13 protein-coding genes and 1 tRNA gene are annotated in these 24,746 nt (G+C 48.9%); 12 read left to right on the forward strand and 2 right to left on the reverse strand.

What is annotated here, in order from left to right:
- Positions 1–143: 143 nt before the first annotated feature.
- Entirely contained in the window at positions 144–1,934 is a 1,791-nt protein-coding gene (gene argS / locus ACTTKA_RS01925) for an arginine--tRNA ligase (RefSeq protein WP_442723762.1), read from the forward strand.
- Between the two features lie 55 nt (positions 1,935–1,989).
- Here argS and topA read toward each other — a convergent pair whose 3' ends face one another.
- Complete coding sequence (gene topA / locus ACTTKA_RS01930) at positions 1,990–4,332, reverse strand: type I DNA topoisomerase (protein ID WP_442723763.1); 2,343 nt, start codon at positions 4,330–4,332, stop codon at positions 1,990–1,992.
- A 192-nt stretch (positions 4,333–4,524) separates the two neighbouring features.
- On the opposite strand from topA, the gene ACTTKA_RS01935 reads away from it, so the two are divergent.
- The 10 genes from ACTTKA_RS01935 to ACTTKA_RS01980 all read left to right on the forward strand — a co-directional run bounded on the left by ACTTKA_RS01935 (position 4,525) and on the right by ACTTKA_RS01980 (position 23,209).
- Complete coding sequence (locus ACTTKA_RS01935; RefSeq protein WP_442723764.1) at positions 4,525–7,194, forward strand: valine--tRNA ligase; 2,670 nt, start codon at positions 4,525–4,527, stop codon at positions 7,192–7,194.
- Positions 7,184–8,245, forward strand: a complete 1,062-nt coding sequence (locus ACTTKA_RS01940) for a DUF6340 family protein (RefSeq protein ID WP_442723765.1) — start codon at positions 7,184–7,186, stop codon at positions 8,243–8,245. Before ACTTKA_RS01935 ends, ACTTKA_RS01940 begins: the two co-directional genes overlap by 11 nt.
- A gap of 362 nt (positions 8,246–8,607) precedes the next feature.
- The gene (locus ACTTKA_RS01945; protein WP_442713413.1) at positions 8,608–9,060 is read left to right on the forward strand and encodes a hypothetical protein; all 453 of its coding nucleotides are present in this window, start codon (positions 8,608–8,610) and stop codon (positions 9,058–9,060) included.
- Positions 9,061–9,139: 79 nt separating this feature from the next.
- A tRNA-Thr gene (locus ACTTKA_RS01950) sits at positions 9,140–9,212 on the forward strand.
- A gap of 381 nt (positions 9,213–9,593) precedes the next feature.
- Positions 9,594–13,127: a DUF6383 domain-containing protein gene (locus tag ACTTKA_RS01955; protein WP_442723766.1), complete on the forward strand. Its 3,534-nt coding sequence runs from the start codon at positions 9,594–9,596 to the stop codon at positions 13,125–13,127.
- A gap of 113 nt (positions 13,128–13,240) precedes the next feature.
- On the forward strand, positions 13,241–17,335 hold the full coding sequence (locus tag ACTTKA_RS01960; RefSeq protein WP_442713411.1) for a DUF6383 domain-containing protein: 4,095 nt from the start codon (positions 13,241–13,243) through the stop codon (positions 17,333–17,335).
- Positions 17,336–17,679: 344 nt separating this feature from the next.
- Complete coding sequence (locus ACTTKA_RS01965) at positions 17,680–18,543, forward strand: TIGR01212 family radical SAM protein (protein WP_442713410.1); 864 nt, start codon at positions 17,680–17,682, stop codon at positions 18,541–18,543.
- 388 nt (positions 18,544–18,931) lie between these two features.
- Positions 18,932–21,100, forward strand: a complete 2,169-nt coding sequence (locus ACTTKA_RS01970; RefSeq protein ID WP_442713409.1) for a S9 family peptidase — start codon at positions 18,932–18,934, stop codon at positions 21,098–21,100.
- The gene (gene lipA, locus ACTTKA_RS01975) at positions 21,100–21,951 is read left to right on the forward strand and encodes a lipoyl synthase (protein WP_046824922.1); all 852 of its coding nucleotides are present in this window, start codon (positions 21,100–21,102) and stop codon (positions 21,949–21,951) included. The genes ACTTKA_RS01970 and lipA overlap by 1 nt, the downstream gene beginning before the upstream one ends.
- Before the next feature lie 49 nt (positions 21,952–22,000).
- On the forward strand, positions 22,001–23,209 hold the full coding sequence (locus ACTTKA_RS01980; RefSeq protein ID WP_442713408.1) for a hypothetical protein: 1,209 nt from the start codon (positions 22,001–22,003) through the stop codon (positions 23,207–23,209).
- On the opposite strand, the gene ACTTKA_RS01985 is transcribed toward ACTTKA_RS01980, so the two are convergent.
- Positions 23,187–23,681 (reverse strand): metallophosphoesterase family protein, encoded by a 495-nt coding sequence (locus ACTTKA_RS01985; protein ID WP_046824923.1) that lies wholly within the window; start codon positions 23,679–23,681, stop codon positions 23,187–23,189. The genes ACTTKA_RS01980 and ACTTKA_RS01985 overlap by 23 nt on opposite strands.
- Before the next feature lie 141 nt (positions 23,682–23,822).
- Here ACTTKA_RS01985 and tssD point away from each other — a divergent pair, with 141 nt between their 5' ends.
- A complete protein-coding gene (tssD, locus tag ACTTKA_RS01990) occupies positions 23,823–24,743 on the forward strand; it encodes a type VI secretion system tube protein TssD (RefSeq protein ID WP_442723767.1) in 921 nt (306 codons plus the stop codon).
- Positions 24,744–24,746: the final 3 nt, after the last annotated feature.

Here is a 24,746-nt window from a genome sequence, read left to right on the forward strand (position 1 = left end):
GTTCGAGATGATGCAAAAAATAACGGAATCGTATCGTCGCGGGGGGAAGGCATACTCCATAAGCAGCCCGTTACAAGGGCGGAAGTGGCCGCAGGTTTCCCGAAAAAATATTACCTTTGTCCCGTTAAAATTTAGGTTGCACAATGATTGAACAACAACTTTCGGCGGCCATACGTTCCGCCATACAGATACTTTACGGGGTGACGATTGCACCCGAACAGGCCGTTCTGCAGAAGACAAAAAAAGAATTTGAAGGACATCTTACGCTCGTCGTGTTTCCGTTCTTGCGCATCTCCCAAAAAACGCCCGAGCAGACGGCGCAGGAGATCGGTGAATATCTGCTGGAACATGAGTCGTCTGTCGCCTCATTCAATGTGATTAAAGGCTTTTTGAACTTGACAATCGCCGGATCGAACTGGATCGAGATGCTGAACGCGATGCACGGGCAGGAGACCTACGGCATTACGCATCCGGCCGAAAAGGCTCCGCTGGTGATGATCGAATACTCGTCGCCCAACACGAATAAGCCGCTCCATCTCGGACATGTGCGTAACAACCTGTTGGGATACAGTCTGTCGGAAATTCTGAAAGCCAACGGTAACCGGGTGATTAAAACGAATATCGTCAACGATCGGGGAATCCACATCTGCAAGTCGATGCTGGCCTGGCAGAAATGGGGCGAGGGCGTGACGCCCGAATCGTCGGGAAAGAAAGGCGATCATCTGGTCGGTGATTTTTATGTCATGTTCGACAAGCATTACCGTGAGGAAGTCGGTCAGCTCGTGGCATCGGGCCTGAGTAAGGAAGAGGCCGAAGCCCGGTCGCCGTTGATGGCCGAGGCGCGTGAGATGCTCCGCCGCTGGGAAGCCGGCGATGCCGAGGTGCGCGAGTTGTGGAACCGGATGAACGGTTGGGTGTACGATGGCTTTGATCGGACGTATAAGCGGCTCGGAGTCGATTTCGATAAGATTTATTATGAATCGGAGACGTATCTCGAAGGGCGCGAGAAGGTGCTGGAAGGATTGAAGAAAGGACTGTTTTATCGCCGCGACGACGGGTCGGTATGGGCAGACCTGCGGCCGGAAGGGTTGGACGAGAAAATCTTGCTGCGCTCCGACGGCACATCGGTGTATATGACGCAGGACATCGGCACGGCCAAACTTCGTTTCGACGATTATCCGATCGACCGGATGATTTACGTCGTAGGGAACGAGCAGAATTATCATTTCCAAGTGCTCTCGATTCTGCTCGATAAATTGGGCTTCGCTTTCGGCAAAGGGTTGATTCATTTCTCGTACGGTATGGTGGAACTGCCCGAAGGGAAGATGAAGAGCCGCGAAGGGACGGTCGTCGATGCCGACGATCTGATGGACGAGATGATTGCCACGGCGCGCGATATCTCGAACGAGCTGGGCAAGCTGGACGGCTTGAGCCCTTCGGAAGCCGACGATATCATCCGCGTCATCGGGTTAGGATCGCTCAAGTATTTCATCTTGAAAGTTGATCCGCGTAAGAATATGACATTTAATCCGAAAGAGTCGATCGACTTCAACGGAAACACCGGTTCGTTTATTCAATATACGTATGCACGTATCCGCTCGGTGCTTCGCAAGGCCGAAGAACAGGGGCTTGTCATCCCCGAACAGCTGCCGACCGATACGCCCGTCAATGCGAAAGAGCAGACATTGATCGGTTCGCTGGCCGACTTCGCCTCGACGGTTAAAGAAGCCGGCGAGACGTATAGTCCGGCCTGCATTGCCAACTACGTCTATGATCTGGTGCGCGAGTTCAATCAGTTCTATCACGACTATACGATCCTCGGCGAGAGCGATGAACGGATCAGGCAGTTGCGTCTGACACTCTCGGCCGAAACGGCCAAGATCGTGCGCTCGGCCATGTCGCTGCTGGGTATCGAGATGCCGGAGCGGATGTAGCGGAGGGCTTCCGAACGGAACGAAATAAAAAAAGCTGCCGTTGAGCAGCTTTTTTTTATTTCTTCTTTGCGCCTCTTCTTTTGGCCGGTTTTTCATCGGCCTCGGCGATGATTTTTTTACACTCTTCGAGCGTCAACGACGCGGCCTCAACGCCTTTCGGGATACGGTAGTTGGCTTTGTCGAATGTGATGTACGGCCCGTAACGTCCGTTCAGAATTTCCAGTCCCGGCTCTTCCTCGAACTTTTTGATGTAACGCTGCGCCTCCTTGTTCCGTTTTTCCTCAATCAGCGCGATCGCCTCTTCGGCCGTGATGGAGTAGGGGCTTAGCGTCTTGGGGATGGATACAAATTGGTTGTCGTGACGCACGAACGGCCCGAATCGGCCGATCGCTGCCGTCATCTCCTTGTCTTCAAACGTGCCGATGACACGCGGCAGATTAAAAAGCTCCAGTGCTTCTTCGAGCGAGATCGTTTCGATAGACTGACCTTTCATCAGCGACGCGAAACGCGGCTTGGGCGCTTGCTTGTCGTTCGGATTCGCCTGCCCGATCTGAACAATCGGACCGTAACGGCCGATTTTGACGAAAACCGGCTCCCCGCTCTTCGGGTCGATACCGAGCTGACGCTCCCCGACCTTATGTTCTGTTTTCACCGCGGCTGTTTTTTCTACAATCGGATGGAAGAACCGGTAGAATTTATCGAGCGCTTTCGTCCAGACCAGCTCACCCTCGGCAATGGCATCGAATTCTTTCTCTACGCTGGCGGTGAAGTTGTAATCCATAATATCCGGAAAGTACTCCATCAGGAAATCATTGACTACCGTGCCGATATCGGTCGGGAGCAACTTGTTGCGATCGGCTCCGACGATCTCTTTCTTTTCTGCCTCCGTGATTGTCCCGTTCTTCAGGGTGACCGCGTGGAAGGAACGTTCTTCGCCCGGTTTATCTCCCCGAACGACGTATTCGCGGTTTTGAATCGTCTGGATCGTCGGTGCGTATGTAGACGGACGTCCGATACCCAACTCTTCCATGCGGCGCACCAAACTGGCTTCCGTATATCTCGGCGGACGCTGCGTGAAGCGTTCCGTAGCGGTAATCTCCTGCACGCCGAGCACATCTTTCACCTGCACGGCCGGGAGCAGTCCGTTTTCCTGCTCGCTTTCTCCCTCGTCGTCCGCGCTCTCGCGGTAGACATGCAGAAAACCGTCGAACTTCACCACCTCGCCCGTAGCGAGGAATTTATCTTTCATCTTTCCGATACCGATCGAGATCGTCGTGCGCTCCAGTTCGGCATCGGCCATCTGACTGGCGATTGTACGTTTGTAGATCAGGTCGTACAGTTTTTTCTCCTGTGCGTTTCCGTTGATTGCCGGATGATCCATATACGTCGGACGAATAGCTTCGTGCGCTTCCTGTGCGCCTTTGCTCTTCGTGTGATACTTGCGTAGCTGATGATACTTTTCCCCGTATTCGCGGAAAATCGCTTCCTTGGCCGTATTCAGGGCAAGGCTGCTCAGGTTCACCGAGTCCGTACGCATATATGTGATGAATCCCGATTCGTAAAGTCGTTGAGCAACCATCATCGTCTGCGAAACGGAGAAGCCGAGCTTGCGCGCCGCTTCCTGTTGCAACGTAGAAGTCGTGAAGGGCGGAGCCGGCGATTTTTTCAGCGGCTTTTTACTGATATCGTCGATGATAAATTCCGAACTTGCTTCCCGGCATGCTTTCAGAAACCGGTCGACCTCATCCTTGTCTTTCAGGCGTCTGTTCAGTTCTGCTTTCAGGAGCGTTTTTCCGTCGGGCAGGATGAAAGTAGCGATGACCCGGTACGAGGCTTCGGCCACGAAGTCGTTCACTTCGCGTTCACGCTCTACGATCAGGCGCACGGCTACCGACTGCACCCGTCCGGCCGATAGCGCCGGCTTGACTTTGCGCCATAAAATCGGTGACACCTCAAAACCTACGATCCGGTCTAATACGCGGCGTGCCTGCTGAGCATTGACCAGATGGATATCGAGGCTGCGAGGCGTATCCAGCGCGTGCAGGATCGCGTTCTTCGTGATCTCGTGAAAAACGATGCGCTGCGTATTTTGGGGGTTCAGATCCAGCACTTCGGCTAAATGCCAGGCAATGGCTTCTCCTTCGCGGTCTTCATCAGACGCGAGCAGCACCTCCGTCGCCTCTTGCGACGCTTTTTTCAAGTCTGCGACCAGCTTTTTCTTTTCCGCCGGAATGACGTATTGCGGTGCGTAATCGTTCTCAATATCAATACTGAATTCTTTCGTCTTCAAGTCGCGGATGTGTCCGTAACTCGACATGACCTGATAGTCTTTACCCAAAAATTTCTCGATGGTTTTTGCTTTCGCAGGAGACTCTACGATAACCAGTTTTTTTTGCATCTTTTCTCGTTGTTCTTTTTTAAAATCCGGGGCAGAGATTATGGCACGGAAAGGGAGAAACTGTTCGTTTTTCTCTCTCAAAGTCGTGCTTATCTTTGCTTTTTGGGGTGCAAAGATACAAAAAAACTACATTCTCGATTATATTTATTATTTTTGCGCCGACTGTTGATAAAGCATCAATAACAAGAGCAAATGGAATTAGCAACGAAATACGACCCCTCGTCGGTCGAAAGCAAGTGGTATCAATATTGGTTAGATAACAGGCTGTTTGCCTCGAAACCCGATGGGCGCGAACCGTACACCATCGTGATACCGCCACCTAATGTGACCGGAGTATTGCACATGGGGCACATGCTCAACAATACGATTCAGGATATCCTGATCCGTCGTGCGCGCATGACGGGGAAAAACGCCTGTTGGGTGCCGGGCACCGATCATGCCTCCATCGCTACGGAGGCCAAGGTTGTAGCGCGTCTGGCCGAAAAAGGAATACGCAAATCGGACCTCACGCGGGAGGAGTTTTTAAAACATGCCTGGCAATGGACGGAAGAGCACGGCGGGATTATCCTGCGGCAGCTCCGCAAACTCGGCGCCTCGTGCGACTGGGAGCGTACGGCATTCACCATGGATGAGACCCGCTCGGCAAGTGTGATCAAGACCTTTTGCGATCTGTATAATAAGGGGCTGATATATCGTGGCGTGCGCATGGTCAACTGGGATCCCGCAGCCTTGACGGCCTTGAGCGACGAAGAGGTGATCTATAAAGAGCAACAGGGGAAACTTTATTATTTAAGGTATAAGATCGTCGGTGAAGAAGGGTATGCCGTGGTCGCTACCACACGCCCCGAAACCATCATGGGCGATACGGCCATGTGCATCAATCCGGACGATCCGAAAAACAAACATTTACACGGCAAACAGGTGATTGTGCCGCTTGTCAACCGCGTTATTCCCGTGATTGAAGACGATTATGTCGATGTCGATTTTGGTACGGGCTGTCTGAAAGTGACACCCGCTCACGATGTGAACGACTATCTGCTCGGAGAAAAATATAACCTTCCTTCGATCGATATATTCCATGACGACGGCACCATTGCTCCGGCGGGTCAACTCTACGTGGGTATGGATCGGTTCGAAGTGCGCAAACGGATCGTGCAGGATCTTGAGGCGGCCGGATTACTCGAGAAAACGGAAGACTATATAAATAAGGTAGGCTTCTCGGAGCGTACGCAGGTCGCCATTGAACCGAAACTTTCGATGCAGTGGTTCCTGAAGATGGAAAAGCTGGCGCGTCCCGCTCTCGATGCGGTGATGAACGATGAGATCGTCTTTCATCCGTCGAAGTTTAAAAATACGTATCGCCACTGGATGGAGAACATCAAAGACTGGTGTATCAGTCGCCAGTTGTGGTGGGGACACCGGATACCGGCCTATTATGCTGTCCCGACGAATCTCCCACAGGGCGAGACGCCGTCTACAGTTACGATTGTAGCCGAGACCGAAGACGAAGCACGCGCGATAGCCGGGCAGCATCCCGCTTTGGGTGGCGCGGGAAGAACGTATACGTTGCGTCAGGATGAGGATTGCCTCGATACGTGGTTCTCGTCATGGCTGTGGCCGATCGCTCTCTTCGACGGGATGAACCGTCCCGGTAACGAGGAAATGGCGTATTACTATCCGACGTCCGACTTGGTCACCGCTCCGGATATTATTTTCTTCTGGGTGGCGCGTATGATTATGGCCGGCTATGAATACGAGGGGAAGATGCCGTTTAAAAACGTCTATTTTACCGGTATCGTGCGTGATAAGCTCGGACGGAAGATGTCGAAATCGCTGGGTAATTCGCCCGATCCCCTCGAACTGATCGAGAAGTACGGCGCCGATGGTGTGCGTATGGGAATGATGCTCTCCGCGCCGGCCGGCAATGATATCCTGTTCGATGAGTCTCTTTGTGAGCAGGGACGTAACTTCAATAATAAAATATGGAACGCGCTGCGTCTCGTAAAAGGCTGGACGGTAGCCGATCTTCCGCAGCCCGAATCTGCCGGAATTGCCGTCAAGTGGTTTGAGGCGCGTGTCGCCGCAGCCATCGAGGAGTTGAACGACGATTTCTCAAAATATCGCATCTCCGAAGCGTTGATGGTCGTGTACAAACTTTTCCGCGACGAATTCTCCTCGTGGTATCTCGAAATGGTCAAACCGGCATACGGTCAGCCGATCGATGCGACTTCATATTCGGCCACACTCCGGTTTTTTGAACAGTTGACGTTGCTGCTTCATCCGTTTATGCCGTTTATCACCGAAGAAGTGTGGCAGGCGCTTGTCGAGCGCCGGCCCGGCGAAAGCATCATGGTATCACAAATGCCCGATGTGGGCAATAAACATGACCGGCTCGTCGCGGATTTCGAGAACGTAAAGAATATCGTAGCCGCCGTCCGTTCGATACGTCTTGAGCGGAACATCCCGAACAGGGAGCCTCTGACGCTTCAAATCGTATCGGGCGATTTTGACGATGCTTACAATACGGTGATTACGAAGATGTGTCATCTGGAGCAGATTGTGCGTGCTCCGAAAGATGAGACGTCGGCATCGTTTCTGGTCGGTACGACGGAATATGCCGTACCCCTCGGAAGTACGATCGACGTTGCTGGGGAGGTGAAGAAGATGCAGGAGGAGATCAATTACCTTGAAGGGTTTCTGGCTTTGGTCATGAAAAAACTCGGTAACGAAAAGTTTGTCGCTCATGCGAAGCCTGAAGTCGTGGCTAATGAGCGCAAAAAGCAGGCCGATGCCGAAAGCAAGCTGAAGACGCTGCGAGAAAACGTTGAGAAGTTGAAAGGAAGAGATGCCGATGTGCGCTAAGGGTTCGGCAAGAGAAGGACGTTCGTCTCGGTTTTTATTCGCGGTGACAGGGCTTTGCCTGTTGCTCCTCGCTTCATGCAGCTCATTACGTTATGTAGAGATAGAGACATACAACCCTTCCGAGATTGTCTTTCCGAAGAAGGTGCGTAAAATCCTGATCGTAAATAATGCCGTGGCGCAGCCGAAGGTACGCTATGAAGCCTTACGGCCGATAAATTCGGCTGATACGATGGGGGTAAGAGCCGACAGTACGACATTCGATTTTTGCCGGAGGTTAGGCGAACGGATGGCTCAGTCTCCGCGTTTTGAAGATGTACGTCTTTATCAGGTCGCTTTACGGACCGATTCCTTTTTCGCTTCGGAGCAGCGCCTGACCGGTGAAACGGTGCGGCGATTATGTGAAGAGGAGGGAGTCGATGCCGTGATCTCGTTAGACCGTTTGCTCTTTAAGATGAAAGGAGTACTTCGGCAGGGGGACTATCTGCCGGTGGAGTCGGTCGATGTGGAAGTGCTCGGCACGGTGCGCGCGACTATTCCCGACGAGAAGCGTGCTTTAGGAACCGTCCTGCTGTCCGACACGATACCGGTTAATCTCGAGTGGGACTTGGCCGCAACGGAGAAGATCGAAGAACTTCCGCTGGATGAAGTGTTGCGTGGCGTGTCGAGCTATCTGGCCGATAAGACCCATCTGAATTTTGTTCCGCATTGGGAATCAGATACTCGCTGGTATTATACGGCTTCGGGATCACTGTGGAAAGAAGCGGCAGCTTATGCTGCGACAGATCATTGGGAGGAGGCTGCTGCTATCTGGCAGCGCCTTTACGACCGAATGCCCGAAGGGAAAGCTCAAGCGCGTTTGGCTGCCAATCTTGCTTTGAGCGAGGAGTTGAAGGGAGATTTGTCAAAAGCGCTGGAGTGGGCGAGGTGGTCGCATGAGCTTTGTCGCAAGTACTTGGGAGCGTCGGCCGAAGCTACGCGGAATCAGGCCTGTTATATCTCGGTCTTGGAACATCGGGTACACTCGGATGAAGCTTTGAGAAAGCAGTTTTAAACGGAAGAACAGAGAAAATATTTATCTCGTATGATTTTTGCGTGATTGTGGAACATTTTTCAAATTGTTTCACAATTAACAAATAAGACGCGAAATATGATCGAATGATTGAATGTTTGGGAATTTTATGTGGAATTGTTTAGCTATTTCTTTCACGATTCGACCCTCTTTTTTGATCAAAGCCTTAATGCTTGCATGCTTAAAAAAGAATAAATCTTCTTCGAAAAACGAAACAATGCTTACCTTTGTTCTTTCGAAAGCAAAAAGGGCGCCCATATAGATGGATGTTTATTGATTATCAATATTTGTCATGCGTCTTATGGAAATGTGTTTTTTTGTGCTTGGATAGTAAGGAATAGAAGATGAAACAAAATTCGAAGGTTCAGCCTGTGATAGAATCGTTATTTTTGTCGGTCGTAGAACGTCTGACAAAAGATCATGAGGTGTGCGTTATTAACAGTTTGGGAGTACAATTGGATATCGAGACCGGCGAAATTCAGATCTTCGACGAGCAAGAGCGTCTGTTGAAGAAAAAAGTGATTTTCGATTGGGCCGATGCTAAGAATAAGGACGAAGCATTTACCCCTCAAAAGATCGCTATGATTCGTTCGGCGATCAACAAGGTGGCTGAGGCGGGCGTTTTTGAGCATGCGAATTTTATGAAACCGTTTGTGATTCATCTGACAAACGAAGATTTTAGTGTATTGGAAGTTCTTTATTCCATGGAGGATACGGCTGAAGAGGTCGATCTGATGAAAAGTTTGGATCGGGAATTAAAAGATTTTTATAAGAAACTCTTTTCAGATGTCGAATAAGTTATTATCTTTGCGCCCGAATTAGTCCGATCGATACTTGTTGAGGTGTTCCATGAGAACGTAATAAATAAGATGTTATGCCGAAATAGCTCAGTTGGTAGAGCAATTCATTCGTAATGAATAGGTCCCCGGTTCGAGTCCGGGTTTCGGCTCAAGTAAAATACAATAAAATATCATATGATTTTTAATATGCACGTTAGGTGCATTATGGAAAAACAATAAGAATCAAACTTATACAATGCCTCAGATAACAGAAAAGAAATATACCCAACGAGTTCCGGTAGCAGAAGAACAGACGAATGTTCGCCGTTGTTGCCGGGGCTTTATATTTTGTACATGGAAACACCTTTTTTGATAAGAAACAGACAACGCATGAAAAAAAAAACAAGTTTATGATTGCAGGAACAAAACAAATATGTATTTTTGTTGCACTGAATAGTGTGTCCGCTGATGTGGAAAGTCTCTACGGATGCGTGTTGTAAGATGAAGGAAATAAATTAATTTACTTAGTATTAATATTTAATTATTTGATTATGAACAAAAAAGTATTTACTTTGTTAGCGGCTTCGCTGATGCTGTTTGTGGCGGCATTTATGGCGAATGCGCAAACACTTCCTTACGGTGATGCGGTTAAGTATCTTCCGGAAGGAGTAGGTAAAGGAGCTTATCACTTGAAGGTGGAGGTGCAATACCCTAGTGGACCGGAGGATAGGTTCTTGGCGATGGACGAGTATGGTTACATTACGTTGGTCGATCCTGCTGCCTATATTTATGAGCCGGGTGTTCCAGCCGATTCAGCGTATCGCAGACTGCGCGCATCGATGTGGTGTGTGAATGTGACCAGACCGGAAAATTATGGTAAGGTGCCCGGTTTCGCTTTTACGAATAAGGAGTATGGCGCCGGGTTAGAGTTTAATTATGAAAAGGCTATGTTTGGCAGGGCTTGGTGTGCCGGTATGAAGGTTAAGTCTCAGGGTGATCTTCCGTTGGTGGGAGGTAATCTCGGTATATGGAAGTTCTCTCGTACGTATAATACCGTGCCGCTGGAGCAGGAACAGTATCTTGCTATAGAGGTGGAACCGGACTATTATATGACGTTCGCCATTAACAGAACATGTGGTGCGTCTGACTCTGTTCGTCTTGTTGTAGCTCATAAGGATGAATTCGATGTGAATGCGGATTTTTACAAGAATGATTTGTTGAAATTTACATTGGTTTCGGCTCTTCCGAGAGTGCTTACTGCCAAGGAATTTAATACGATGATGTATGAATATTCAACGGAGGAGTATCGTCAACTTGAATTCTCGCAAAAGGTTAGCAAGGGTCAGGTGAATCCGTTTGAACAACCCTTGAAGGCTGAAGAAGTGACCGGAACATCGGGTAATGCCTTGTATTTGAATTTGAAAAATAAGGCAGGTGAGTATGTTACCGCATTAAGTGCTACGGATGAGGATTATATAAATGATTTGGGATTCCGTTATCCGAAGATTGTGACAGGAAAGAAATCGTCTGCTCAACAGAGTGACTGGCGTTTTGTTTACTATCCTTCCGAGGACAGTTTGGTAATCAATGTACGTAAGTTGGATCATATTGATTTTGGTGTTCATTCCGATAATGGAATTTATTCTTCCAATCCCGGGTATGATGGCCTGTTTAATCAGGAAATCTGGAACTTCCTGACAGTGCGTATGCAGGATTTGTCAGCCGGAGAACGTGTTATTACTGTGTATGAGAAGCCTGCTAATGTGCGTGGATTCTTCAATATCAACAATTGTCTCCTGTACGATAAGAATCGTACGACGATTCCGAGCGATTTGTATACCATCAAAGATAAAGATGGACGTTATTTGGTGGTGCCCATGTATGCAGGTAGCTTTACTCCGCAATGGTTGTACCTCGACGAAAATGAAGTAGCCAATATGACTCCTTCTTATCAATGGTTTGTTGAGAAGGTGAACGACGGTTCTGAAATCTCGAAGATTCATCTGACAAACCGTGAGTTTAATGATATTCGTATCGAATATGTACAGGTTTACAATGATTATGAGCTTTTCAAAGGTGTTTGGTGGCGTTTGGATCCGAAGAATAAGAAGAAAGATTATTCGCCGGTAATGGGCAAAAATTTGGTGAACAAAGAAAGCTATACCCGTGTTCCGAAACCTTATCGTAACGATCCGTATCTGGGGTATCGATTCTTTAGCCGCAAACCGAGCAAGAAGAATGATCCGAAGGGTGGTATTAAGGAAGCGCTTGATTCACTTAACTGGTTTGCTTATTCCTTCCAGTATTTGAGCGGCTTGAGCGGAGAACATTATATGGGCTTCGAAGAAAAAGCTTCGGAAAAGGATACGATATTGTATGTATTGAAGGGTGATAAGACTTTCTTCCAGTTGGTTGTACCCGATACTTTACGTAAGGAAGCATACGGCACCGAGAAATACGGTATTGGCTGGTTTGACGGTCTGTTGGCAGGTAAATTCGCAAATGCTAAATCTGATGACTATATCGCTCCGCTGGAAAGATGGTACTATCATATGCAGATCAATGACTATTGGAAGTTTAAACGTAATGAATACTATCTGGTATTGGATGATAACGGCCGTTACGGATATACGAAAGAGGCGATTGCTAACGCTCGCAAGCTGAATAAGGCTAAATTCTATCTGCGCTTTACGTATCAGGTAGACGGTAAGAACTACTATGCACTGATCGATCGTATCGATATCGCTAATTTCCACCATTATACGGATATTACCGGTCTGCCTATCACGGATACCGTAAGAGTACACGATAACAGTCACGGAACGGTGCTGCAAAATTCGTTTGGGGTGGTTCATGCTTCTGTTGACGACTTGAACAGATATGTGAGAAGTCAGCCTAAGACAATTGGTGCACAGCGTGTTTCGACATTCGCACTTTCTCACGATACGGAGCCTCTGTACCGTCGTTTCAATACTACGGACGAAAGTACTGTAGCTTCCGATAATCCGGATACATTGAAATTCCATCGTACGGCTGTAGGAAAAGAAAGAGAGTATATCTATGAAGATGCTCACAGTATCTATTCTTATAAAATAAAGCAACTTCCGGGAATGCATCATAGCAGTATCAACTTTATGGGCGTTCAGAACGAAGATGATGCTATCGCGAACAAAGATAAAGATCAAGTATTCAAACGTCATCTGGATACCGATTGGGCTATCTACGTAGACACAGCTTATGTAAACCGTGGTACGGGACATATTAAACCGCAGTATCTGTTGGCGGTAGGTCCGAAATTCGGTTATCTGGGCTGCCCTGTTTGCGGTGAAGATGAATTGGATCGTCCGTACGTATATGCTCGTTACCTGCGTAACCAGACCGATTCTGCTCGTCAGGCCGGACATAAGGATGGTAAAATTATTGATGAAGCTTATATTTGGGATTCGAAATGGGAGCGCTTGTCGTTTGTTCCGGCTATTCACGCAGGAGATAGTTTGTATATTCTGAATGGTCGTCCGATCGAAGCGTTCTTGCAGAAGGCTGCTGACGGTACCGAATATGTAAACTATAAGAAACTGAGAAAGGATCCGAAAGTGGTGATCCGTGATCTGAGCAACAACTTGCATAAAGACGAAGTATTCTCGTTCCGTTTCACGGAAATAGGCGGTGGTTCGAAGAAGGACTTCCTGATCGAATCTGAAACGACGAATCGTGATGTAACAGCCGGTCGTATGATCGCTCCGATGGTCGGTGGTTGGGTGAAAATCCAGAATGGTGTACCGGTGATTAGCCGTGGTTCATACTCGGATTGGATTACGGAAGCCGAAGTGTGGAACGTGAAAATGACGGATAAGGCTCCGCTGGCTAATGCTCAAGTATCTGCAACGGATGTGAAGGTGGTAGCCGAGGCTGGCGCAGTGACGGTTCTTAATGCTTCGGGTAAGAAGGTTACGGTAAGCAATATCTTGGGTCAAACGATTGCTAAGGTAGTGTTGACTTCGGATAATGAAACGATTGCAGCTCCGCAGGGTGTGGTAGTCGTAGCGATCGAAGGTGAGAATGCAGTAAAAGCTGTAGTAAAGTAAAATAATAAGGTATTCATTACATAGAAAGTGAGGATGGCAGGTGATCTGCCTGCCGTTCCTCTCACTTTCTTACCGATACAAGTTGAATATTAATATTAAAAATGATAATGATTATGAACAAGAAAATTTTCACGCTATTAGCGGGTGCCTTTATGGGCTTCGCGGCGGTATCTTCAGTGACTGCACAAAATGTGCTGGAACAACAGGAGCTGCGCGTTAAGCCTTATGACAATACAAAGCCCTCGCTGAAGTTTAATGAAGGAGCGAATGAAGGCTATTTTTACCTTCAGTTGGACTCCATGATGGCCTATGATAAGGCGACGGGCCAGAAGAAGGTGATCGGCTTTACTCCTAAGAAAACGCCGTGGCCCGGAGCTGTTCCGCTTGACACTTTTGGAACAATAAGAAGAGGCGTGACCCTTTATATGGGTCCGGACAGTCTCGGACAAAACGCTTTGTGGCTCGATGTAATGGGACGTATGAGCGGAACAACTCCCGGAACTGCGGTTGCTCCGAACGCATATCCAAATAATACCAGTATAGCTTTGGAAAGTGCGGCCGGTCTGTGGTGCGTAACGATCCAAAAATATATTCAGGGACAGAACCCGACATTCGATTTCACGAATAAGCTTCAGAAAATGATGCTTGAAGTCAATGTGTATGGTCACGAAAGCTGGCCGAGGGATATTGACGGCTGGAGAATGTCGAACTATAAGAGTGCTGGGAATACGAACGCTCAAACACCGGGAAGTATCTCTGCATGGGAATTCTCCGAAACGTATAAAACAGGCGTAAAAGGCGGCCGTCCGTTAGTGGCTTATCTTGATGAGACGAGGGATACCGTGGCTGTTTTGGTGGGAGATACTCTCAATAAATTAGGTTATGTACAAGTGAAGATTGCTCCGGCTACCGACGTGAAAGCCGGTAAGATCAATGGTATGTTGCTCTTTACTTTAAAAGAAGCGATGCCGTTTGTTTTGGACAAAAAGAGCTTTGAGACTGTATTAGGTACGGAATCTTCTCAGGAAGCTCGTTCGTTGGTTTTTACTCCGAACGGTACTCCGAATCCGTTTACGGATCAGAAATGGGAAGTGGAATATCTGACTATGCCGAATGCTATGCTCGTTGACAGTTCGGCTTGGACCAACAAGTGGGAAACAAACTATATGGCATGGGATGTGGCTCCGATCTCGCAAGCAGGTATTGTTGCCGGAAATCCCTGGTTTAGCGTAGCCGCCAGTCATATGGGGCAAATGGGTTATGTTGCGTTAAAGAATGGTGGAAAATATCTATATGTAGATACGGTATATTACAATTCCGGAAATTCGCAATTCTTGAAATTCAACCAGAACGCGACTTTCCCGGCTGATGGCAATCCGATGGTAGGTCAGTTCGCTTGGCGTATGGTATATTATCCTTCGGGCGACAGTATCTATATCAACCCGTTCAGTGCAACGTATGTGCCTTCGTATGACCCGAAAGCGATTACTGATACAACACGTTTCGCTACGGACAGCGTCGTACGTTCGTGGTATACCTTTACGGCTTATCCGACACCGGCGCTGATGGCCGATACATTACCTAATTATGGTTCTGCAACTCTTGCCAGCCCGGCTTTGGATGTTCCGCTGGAAGAACGTGTAACGGCTCGTCTGAAATGGGGTGTTAATCCGAATAGAGAACAGGGTGTACTCATCCCCAATGAAGGTGCTCCGACTCGTTTCAGCTACTATCACAGACTGTATGTAGGTCTTCAGAACTTGACGATAGATGGTAAACCGGGTACAAGAGTGACGTTGTATAACGGCTCCTGGAAGAGTGGTGTAATTAATACAAAGATCAATTTTGGTTGCTATGAGCCTTGTAAACTGGCTACTTCCGATCGCGTAACGATTGATCCGGACTTGTACCTGATCCGTAACGAAAGAGGACAGTATCTGCATGTTCCGTTGTATTCAGCACAGGACTCTGCTGTTTGGGTATACTTAGATAAGAATGTACATCCTGAAGAGTTGCCTTCGTTCCAGTGGATTGTGGAGAAACGTTTCAAAAACGCGGAAGCTTCTCCGATCAATATCATCAACCGTGAATTCGGTCAGGTGAACATGGGCGGCGCATATCCCGGAAATTATGGTCTGGCATTCCTGGATATCCAGATGAAGAAAGATCAGCATGCTCCGTTCAAAGGTCGTACAAAGACATGGGGTTGGAACAAGGAAAATGTGAACTCTGAGATAATCGACTTCGAAAAAGCAAAAGCAAACATGAGTGCGAAGAAAGCACCGACGTTTATCCGTTTGCCGAAGGAATATAAGAACAATGAGAAACTGGGTTACCAATGGATTGATCGTGATACTGCGGTTGTGAACCTCTATGCGTTCAACTACAGATCGGGTATCGATAATACGAAATACCTCTCTGTAGGTAGCAAATTTGATATGGGTAAGTATCCTAACACAGATACATTAGTTTATCTGCAGGGCGAAGATTGCTTCAATATTGGTTATTTCCGTCTTGACACGGTGAATGCCGATGCCGGTCACTACAAACCGTACGGTTATGGAGTAAAAGGCGGTAAGGAAGATGTGAATGGTATCTGGAGAAAGAATCAGGTCGCTGATCTGGTACAGTTGAAGAGACAGGCTTATCGTATCAAATACGAAAATCCGTTCAAGTATTGTCTGGGTTCGTTGCACTTGAGCAATGGCGAACAATACCGTTATTCGTTGAGTTCGAACTTACGTTACAGTGAGATTATCGGAAGACCGTTGTTCTTCTTGCGCGATGTATACAAGGAAGCTGACGGAGGCAAAGACTTTGCTTTGGTTCAGGTAATGGATACACTTTCCATCCAGGGACAAGGTGGCGGTTTGGCTCCGGACTCTCAGTTCGAAAAGTATTTGGTGGCTCATTTAGGCAATCAATTGGCCGGTATGATCATGAAAAATCTGAGAAAAGCCGGTGAATTCAATCCGGGTCTCTTCGTGGCTGCTGTAGAAGAACAGGCTCCGATGAAGTTGAAATATGTATATCGTGGTGATGTTCAGACACGTGTTTCTACTTTCCGCTTGAAGAAAGATTCAGATCCGATTTACCGTCGTTTCAATACGGAATTGGAAGGTAAGAATCCGGGCGATGCTCCTGAAACAGTGAAATTCTTTACGACGAGAAGTGTTCCGACAGGAAAGAACTATCTGTTTGAAAATACGGACGCACTGAAGGATCAGCATGCTTATTACAGAGCGAAAAAGAATTATCTGGGCTTGGTAAGTATCAACTCTAACCCGAATGTGAAAACGGCAATCTACGTAGATACGGCTTATGTAAACCGTGGTACGGGCTATATCAAACCGCAGTACATGCTGATGATTCGTCCGGAAGTGGTTGAAGATACATTGGGTTGCGATGATAACGGAGATCTGACGGTTAAGTTACCGGGTTACCGTAGAGGTATGTACCTGATCAATGCTACGGATTCTGCTAAGGCAGATGCCGGTACGCCGAACGAAGACGACTACCTCTGGGGTACGGCTTGGAACCGCTTGGTGTTCACGGATGCTGTTCATGCAAACGATGCGTTGTATATCTTGGGTGGTGCTGACTTGAAAGATCTTTACATAAAAGATCGTAAGGGTAATAAAACAAGAATGCTTGACCTGAAGAAATTGGATGCTTTATCGGATTCGTCTCCTAATGCTCCGAAGAACGGTAAGGTTCGCAAGATTGCTTTGGGTGACAACTTCCACAAAGATTGTGTGTTCTCATTCCGTTTGATCGAAAGAAGATCGTGCAACAAGGATGGTGGAGACTTCCTGATTGAGTCGGAAACGACAGATCGTGGTCAGTATCCGGTGATCGCTCCGTGCGAAGGTGGTTGGATCAAGATCCAAAACGGTGTGCCGGTAATTTCTCGTTCAGACGTGGTTAGAGCAATTGCTGACGCTGAAATCTTCAACGTAGAAGCAACTGACGAAGAACCGGTAGCTAACGAAGTCGCTCCGGTAGTAACCGAAGTGAAGGTTGTTGCTGAAAACGGCGCTGTAACGATCCTGAATGCCGCAGGCAAGAAGGTTGTTGTAAGCAACGTACTGGGCCAGACGCTTGTTAACACTGTATTGACTTCAGACCGTGCTACGGTTGCAGCTCCACAAGGTGTTGTTGTAGTAGCTGTTGAAGGCGAAGCAGCTGTGAAAGCAATGGTTAAGTAAATATTGAAATAATCATTTGATTCAATATTAAGATAAAGAGGGTTGCCCCATGAGGGTAACCCTCTTTTTTTTAGATTACTTTACTACTCATCTCACCTTTCTTGTCGGCTCACCGCCCGAGGCCCAAGGACGAACGCCGAAATGAATGGTCAATGGTTATTTTCTAAATACATGATTCGGCGTGTACCACGCATAACAATTAACCATTGACAATTAACAATTAATTTGTCATTCAGAGCGAAGCGAAGAATCTCTCTCCTTTTCCCTGTGAGATTCCTCACGATGTTCGGAATGACAAATACAGTTCTTTGCGTTATTTGCGTTCGGATAATTACCTTTGCGGGATGAAATCGAAGATGCACTCTTTTCCTTTCAAAGTACAGAAAATTTCGTTGAATGCGGGTTTCACATGCCCCAATCGCGATGGGAGCAAAGGGACGGGCGGGTGCACGTACTGCAATAACCGGACGTTCAATCCCGATTATTGTCGTGCGGAGAAGAGTATCACCGAACAGATGAACGAAGGGATACTTTTCTTTTCCCGCAAATATCCGGAGATGAAATATCTGGCTTACTTTCAGGCGTACACGAATACCTACGGCGAGATGGACGAATTGCGACGCAAGTACGAAGAAGCCTTGGCCTGTCCGGGTGTGGTGGGGTTAGTGATCGGCACACGCCCGGATTGCATGCCGGACGAGTTGCTCGACTATCTGACCGCTCTTGCCGGGCATACATACGTGATGATCGAATACGGTCTGGAAAGCACGCTCGACCGTACGCTGCGGCAGATCAATCGCGGGCATACGCATGCCGAGTCGGAAGATGCGATCCGTCGCACTCATGCGCGAGGCCTTCCTGTAGGCGTACACTTGATTCTCGGCCTTCCCGGCGAGAGCCGCGACGAGATGCTGCATCATGCCGATGTGCTTTCGGCCTTACCCATTACTTCTCTTAAACTGCATCAGTTGCAGATTATCCGTCATACGGCGATGGGACGTGAGTACGAGGCATACCCCGAACGGTTTCGTCTGTTTACCGTAGACGAATACATCGATTTGATCGTTGCGTTTCGCCGGCGTCTGCGTCCCGACATCCTTATCGAACGATACGTATCGCAGGCACCCAAGGAATGGCTGCTTGCCCCCGACTGGGGACTGAAAAATTATCAGTTCGAGGCCAAGCTTCGAAAGCGCATGAACGGGTGAAAGCTGCTCCATGTTGTGTGTTGTAGATTTGTTAACGTCGTATGATTTTCTTAACACGCCTTGACCGGCGTCAATTTACATACGGACGTAGCAAAATTTACATACGGACGTAAGTTTACGCGCATCCGTATGTACGTAAATTTATATACGGGAGAAAATTTATTTATATACGGACGTAAATTTTCGCGCGTCCGTATGTAGTTAAAATCGCATCCGTGTACCGTTTATGCGGAATAAAATAGAAACACTTTTTAATAAAAGGAAAGCCGAATAAACACTCTTCCCCGAACGTCCGGAATCGCAGTCCGGTTCCTGCTTTTTTTAGCAGACTTGTTTAGAAATATCGGTTTTTTTATTTAAGTTTGCCCGAAGAAAAAAACGAAAAACAATGGGGAAGAAAACAGGAATAGCTCTTTTGCTCTTGCTACTCACGGCAGGAGTTGTCAGCGCTCAGCAGCGGGTGGAATTGCGAGGAATTACGGACGGAAAATACCGCCAATCGACGACCGACGGAGGGTTGCGTACCATGACCGACGGAGTGCATTATACCGCGATGAACAGAGAGCGGACGATGATTGTCAAATACGACTATCGCACGGGTAAACCGGTCGATACGCTTTTTCATACCAAGACGGCGCGTGAATGTACGTTCGATGATTTCCAGGGATATGAAGTGAGTCCGACCGGCCACCGGATTCTGATCTGGCGCGAGACGGAGCCGATATATCGTCGCTCGTTCAAGGCGCAGACTTTTGCTTACGACGTGCGTCGCAACATGGTGAAACCGCTGAACGACTCGGGTGCCAAAGTGATGATTCCGACCTTCTCGCCCGACGGACGAATGTGCGCTTATGTGGTCGATAACAATATATGGGTGAGAAAATTCGATTACGATACGGAGGTGCAGGTCACGAAAGACGGCGCGCCGAACAGGATCATCAACGGCGCTACGGACTGGGTGTATGAAGAAGAATTCACGGTGACGAACCTGATGAGCTGGTCGTCCGACAGCCAATATCTCGCGTACATCCGTTCCGACGAGTCGGAGGTGCCGCAATACGCCATGCATATCTATGGCGACGGCTATTATCCGGGCGAATATATCTACAAATATCCGAACGCCGGCGAAAAAAATTCCCGCGTCACGCTTCATTCCTACAGCATCGAAACGAAAGATATCAAAACGATTCCGGTGCCGGTCGATGCCGACGGCTACATCCCGCGCATCGTTTTTACTGCGGCCCCCGACCAGTTGGCCGTGATGACGCTCAACCGTCATCAGAACATTTTCAGCATGTATTATGCGAATCCGAAGAGCGGCGTCTGCAAACAGATTCTCAAGGAAGAAAGCGACACGTATATCGATTCCAACTGGCTCAATGAGCTGATGTTTACGAACAACGGGTTCTTGTACGTGAGCGAGAAGGACGGTTATGCGCATATTTATCAGTATGCGGCAACGGGCGTAGAGCAGCGTCAGGTGACGAAGGGGAACTGGGACGTGACGCGGCTTATCGGTATCGACGAGGCAACGAACACGGTCTATTACGAGTCGGCCGAAGAAAGTCCGTTGCGCCGCGCGGTATATAAGGTAGATGCCAAGGGCGTGAAGACGCGCCTGACGAATCAGGAAGGAACGAACAGTGCGTCGTTCAGCGCCAACTTCGCCTATTATGTGAACCGGTACTCCAGCACCCGCACACCCACTGTCATCACCGTGAACGAGACGAAGACGGGCAAGATGTTGCGGACGCTCGAAGATAATGCGTCGTTGAAAGAAACGCTGCAAGCCACGGCTTATTCGCCGAAAGAGTTTATCACCGTACAGACCGCGTCGGGTTATGAGCTGAACGCGTGGATCGTAAAGCCGGCCGGCTTCGATCCGTCGAAGAAGTATCCGGTGATGATGTTTCAATACAGCGGCCCCAATTCGCAGTCGGTATTAGACCGCTACGAGTTCGGATGGGAGCAGTATCTGGCGGCAAACGGCGTGATCTGCGTCTGTGTCGACGGACGAGGCACCGGAGCGCGTGGCGAGACGTTCCGCAAATGCACTTACCTCAAGCTCGGCGAGCTGGAGTCGAGAGACCAGATCGAAGCCGCTCGGGCGCTGGCCAAGTTACCTTATGTGGACGGCAGCCGGATGGCGATCTGGGGCTGGAGCTTTGGCGGATACAATACGCTGATGGCGCTGAGCACCGGCAACGGCACGTTCAAAGCCGGTATTGCCGTTGCGCCGCCTACCGACTGGCGCTACTACGACACGGTCTATACCGAGCGATTCATGCGTACGCCGAAAGAAAATGCGAACGGTTACAATGCCACGTCGCCCATCTTGCTGGCCAAAGATTTGCAGGGCAAGCTGCTGCTGATCCACGGCACGGCCGACGATAACGTACACTTCAAGCAGACGATGGACTATGCCGAGGCGCTCGTGCAGGCCGGTAAACAGTTCGACATGCATATTTACCGGGATCGCGACCATGGCATCTACGGCGGCAATACGCGCTACCATCTATACACGAAGATGACGAATTTTGTACTGGAAAATCTCTAATGAGCATCTATCTTCGGAAGCCCGACTGGCTGAAAATACGTTTGCAGGGGAACGAACAGTTCCGCCGAACGAAAGAAATCGTCGAGTCGCACTGTCTCCATACGATCTGTACGAGCGGCAAATGCCCCAATCAGGGCGAATGCTGGAGCCGTGGCACGGCTACGTTTATGATCGGTGGCGATATCTGCACGCGCTCGTGCCGTTTCTGCAACACGTTGACAGGTAAGCCCCGGCCGCTCAATCCGGACGAGCCGGCGCAGGTGGCCGAGAGTATTCGCCTGATGAAGTTGCGGCATGCCGTCGTTACGTCGGTCGATCGGGACGATCTGCCTGATCTCGGTGCCCGGCACTGGGTGCAGACGATCCGGCGTATCAAAGAGCTGAATCCGCAGACGACGCTCGAAGTACTGATCCCCGACTTTCAGGGGCGGACGGAGTTGGTCGATCAGGTGATCGATGCGGCGCCCGAAGTTATCTCGCATAACCTCGAAACGGTGCGCCGCCTCACACCGCAGGTGCGCAGCGCGGCACGTTACGAGGTGAGCCTGTCGGTGCTGAAACGCATTGCCGAGCGCGGACGGTGTGCCAAGACGGGCATCATGGTCGGGCTGGGTGAGACGACGGCCGAGGTGGAGGAGCTGATGGACGATGCCTGCGCTGTGGGGGTATCGGCACTGACGATCGGGCAGTACCTGCAACCCTCGCGCAAGAACCTGCCGGTGACGGAATACGTCACTCCTGCGCAATTCGAGGCTTATCGTGAAACGGCTCTCTCGAAAGGTTTTCGCTCGGTCGAGAGCGCGCCGTTGGTGCGTTCGTCGTATCATGCCGAGCGAGTGCTTGAAGAATGAAATCTCTTATTCGCAACAAAGCACCCCTATACATTGTTATATATGCAGCATGGAACAAATTACCCGTATAAAGAACAGCATGGATATCCGTAAGGGCTTGAATAATCAAGCCGTCGGGTTGTTGCCGTTGCTGTTGCTGATGTTTCTGAACAATTTCTATACGTACCTTGTCTCGTTCGTTATCGCAGGGGTGTTCTGTGTGGTTAGCTGTTTTACGTTCTGGGGACTGTTTCGCGGCAGGAAGTATCAGTTTATGCTTTTGCCTACGGCCCTTACGCTGATACTCTATTCGCTCTTCCTGTTCTTACGTCTCGAACCGGTCTTGTATCTCCATTCCCCGCTTATTGCCGAATGGCTGTTAGTTGCCGTCTTGTCGGTGATCGGCTTTTCGAAGCGCCCGATCATCGGCCGAGTACGTAAATCGAATCGTCCGGCGTTGAAGCGCGCTCCGTTGCGTACAGCCTTGAACGAGTTCTTTTTTGTGGCGCAGATTGCCCAGAATATTTATACGTTGCATCTGTTTATCCTTCTGTTCTATATGATTCTGCCCGAGAACTACCAGCATATCTGGGTCGAACGGCTGCTCTACCGTGAGGCTCCCTTGTTTATCGGTCTGGGGATTATCGTCTACGAGCAGATCCGGGTATCGATGATGAAGCAAGGTTTAGCGGAAGAGAAATGGTTGCCCGTGCTCGATAAGAAAGGCAAAGTGATCGGACGGATTGCTTATTCGGTCAGCCTCACTTCGCAGGCGCGGCATTATTGTCATCCGGTGGTGCGTATTGCCGTGGTGTATGACGGGATGCTTTACCTCGTCAAACGCGGCTCTGTTCAGCCTGTCTCGCCCGAGGCGCTCGATCATCCGTTTTACGGGCACGTGCTTTTCAAGCAGACGTTCGAGCAGACGGTGCGTGAGTTATTGGGCAACTCGCTGACCAAGGGCGAAGCCAAGCCGCATTTGCTCGTTCGCTATCCGTTCGAGAACGAGCGGGTGACGCAACTCGTTTCGTTGTACGTGCTGACGCTGCATTCTGAAGAAGCCTTCGTGAACTATGTAAAAACGGCCGAAGGGAAGCTGTGGACACCCCGTCAGATCGAAGAGAATCTGCAGCAGGGACTGTTCAGCGAATACTTCGAGAAGGAGTATGCCTATCTGCAACATACCGTATTGCTGGCCGAGCAATACACGGCGAAGCGCGAACAGCCGGTCGAGGTATCGGCCGAGACGGAGCCGGTTACCGTTTCGCCAACTCGATAATTTCCATATCGCGGATATCTGCCCCGTCGATGACGAAACGCATCAGCGTGCGCACCGTATGAAAGCCGCTTTTTCCCGCTGCTCCGGGGTTCAGGCATAGACAATTCAAACGTTTGTCGAACATTACTTTGAGGATATGCGAATGTCCGCAGACGAACAGTTGCGGCTTCGTTTCGTAGAGCTCGGCGCGTATGGCCGGCTCATAACGTCCCGGATAGCCGCCGATATGGGTCATCATGACGGACACGTCTTCGACCGTGAAGTGAAGGGTCTTCGGGTACATCTGTCGCACGGGGTAGCCGTCGATGTTGCCGCAGACAGCCCGTAGCGGACGTATCGCCGAGAGTCGCAACGCCACGTCGGCCGAGCCGATATCTCCTGCGTGCCAGATCTCGTCGCACGAAGCGAAGTAGGTGGCGTATTTCTCGTCCCACCATCCGTGAGTATCCGAAAGTAATCCGATCGTTTGCATCAAGAGGCGAAAGTATAAAATTTGTCGATATGTCTAATATACAGGTGCGTTAATAAAAGAGAAATTTGGCCCAATGGTATAAACATTTCGTTACTTTTGTTGTTGTAAACATAGTACTAAATTCATTAAAACAATATCATTATGGCTGAATACGGACATAGAGCATTTTTAGAAATCGGAGGCGTTGATAAGAATGGAAAATACACGGCTTACACTCCGAATTTGTTGGAATTGGATTCATGGAACTATACGTTGTTGAGAGGTTTGGATGATCGGGGAAAGATTCAGACCCATCTGAGAGGTGGAAACATCATGTTTTACATGTCGGGGATTCCTCGCACTCTGTTTTGGGAATGGGCGATCGATACCAGTAAATATCTTTCGGGTAAGATTTATATCCGCGATACCGAGTATAATACCATGCATACGATAGTTTTTTACGATGCAGCCCTGATATCGTTGAAGATGAAGTATATCAACGAAGGAAAGGCTTACATGTCGATCGAAGGTATTTTACAGGCCGAGCAGCTGATTCTTGAAGGCGCCTCGAAATCGATCGATAATCGTTGGGCGAAGGACTTGTACAAAAGTACTTCACTCGGTGCTACCTCGATGAAAGAGCTGGAGGACCTGGCGCAACTGTTTCTGAAAAAAAACATCACGAGCGGTCATGTCGTCCCGTTGGAAGGAACCATGGAACTCGGATCCGAGACCTACGAGATGAAAAGTTTCGAGATCTCATTTATACAGGAAGTCTGTCATAACGGGCAACCCGATACGGAAATACGTGGCGGCATCGCCACCGTTGGCCTTTACCGGATGCCGGACGCATATCTCAACAACTGGATACGGGGAGTGGAAGAGAAAAGCGGTTTTTTCCGCTTTGGCAGTGAACTGATGAATTTCCCGCTGAAGATCGAATTCGAAGAATCCCTGTGCATAGGATGTCATGTGGGAACGAACAATTTCTCGGACGAAGGATGCGTATGCCGCCTGAATATCCTGCCGCAACGACTCACCTTTAACTCGGATATCCGCTTTAACATTCCTTACAGTATTTAAATC

This window comes from Tannerella sp. (assembly GCF_052170195.1).
GTDB lineage: Bacteria > Bacteroidota > Bacteroidia > Bacteroidales > Tannerellaceae > Tannerella.

What these genes read in the sequence shown, in the direction of transcription:
- argS (WP_442723762.1), top strand. Translation starts at nt 144, where the DNA reads ATGATTGAACAACAACTTTCGGCGGCCATACGTTCCGCCATACAGATA.
- topA (WP_442723763.1), bottom strand. Translation starts at nt 4,332, where the DNA reads ATGCAAAAAAAACTGGTTATCGTAGAGTCTCCTGCGAAAGCAAAAACC.
- ACTTKA_RS01935 (WP_442723764.1), top strand. Translation starts at nt 4,525, where the DNA reads ATGGAATTAGCAACGAAATACGACCCCTCGTCGGTCGAAAGCAAGTGG.
- ACTTKA_RS01940 (WP_442723765.1), top strand. Translation starts at nt 7,184, where the DNA reads ATGTGCGCTAAGGGTTCGGCAAGAGAAGGACGTTCGTCTCGGTTTTTA.
- ACTTKA_RS01945 (WP_442713413.1), top strand. Translation starts at nt 8,608, where the DNA reads ATGAAACAAAATTCGAAGGTTCAGCCTGTGATAGAATCGTTATTTTTG.
- ACTTKA_RS01955 (WP_442723766.1), top strand. Translation starts at nt 9,594, where the DNA reads ATGAACAAAAAAGTATTTACTTTGTTAGCGGCTTCGCTGATGCTGTTT.
- ACTTKA_RS01960 (WP_442713411.1), top strand. Translation starts at nt 13,241, where the DNA reads ATGAACAAGAAAATTTTCACGCTATTAGCGGGTGCCTTTATGGGCTTC.
- ACTTKA_RS01965 (WP_442713410.1), top strand. Translation starts at nt 17,680, where the DNA reads ATGAAATCGAAGATGCACTCTTTTCCTTTCAAAGTACAGAAAATTTCG.
- ACTTKA_RS01970 (WP_442713409.1), top strand. Translation starts at nt 18,932, where the DNA reads ATGGGGAAGAAAACAGGAATAGCTCTTTTGCTCTTGCTACTCACGGCA.
- lipA (WP_046824922.1), top strand. Translation starts at nt 21,100, where the DNA reads ATGAGCATCTATCTTCGGAAGCCCGACTGGCTGAAAATACGTTTGCAG.
- ACTTKA_RS01980 (WP_442713408.1), top strand. Translation starts at nt 22,001, where the DNA reads ATGGAACAAATTACCCGTATAAAGAACAGCATGGATATCCGTAAGGGC.
- ACTTKA_RS01985 (WP_046824923.1), bottom strand. Translation starts at nt 23,681, where the DNA reads ATGCAAACGATCGGATTACTTTCGGATACTCACGGATGGTGGGACGAG.
- tssD (WP_442723767.1), top strand. Translation starts at nt 23,823, where the DNA reads ATGGCTGAATACGGACATAGAGCATTTTTAGAAATCGGAGGCGTTGAT.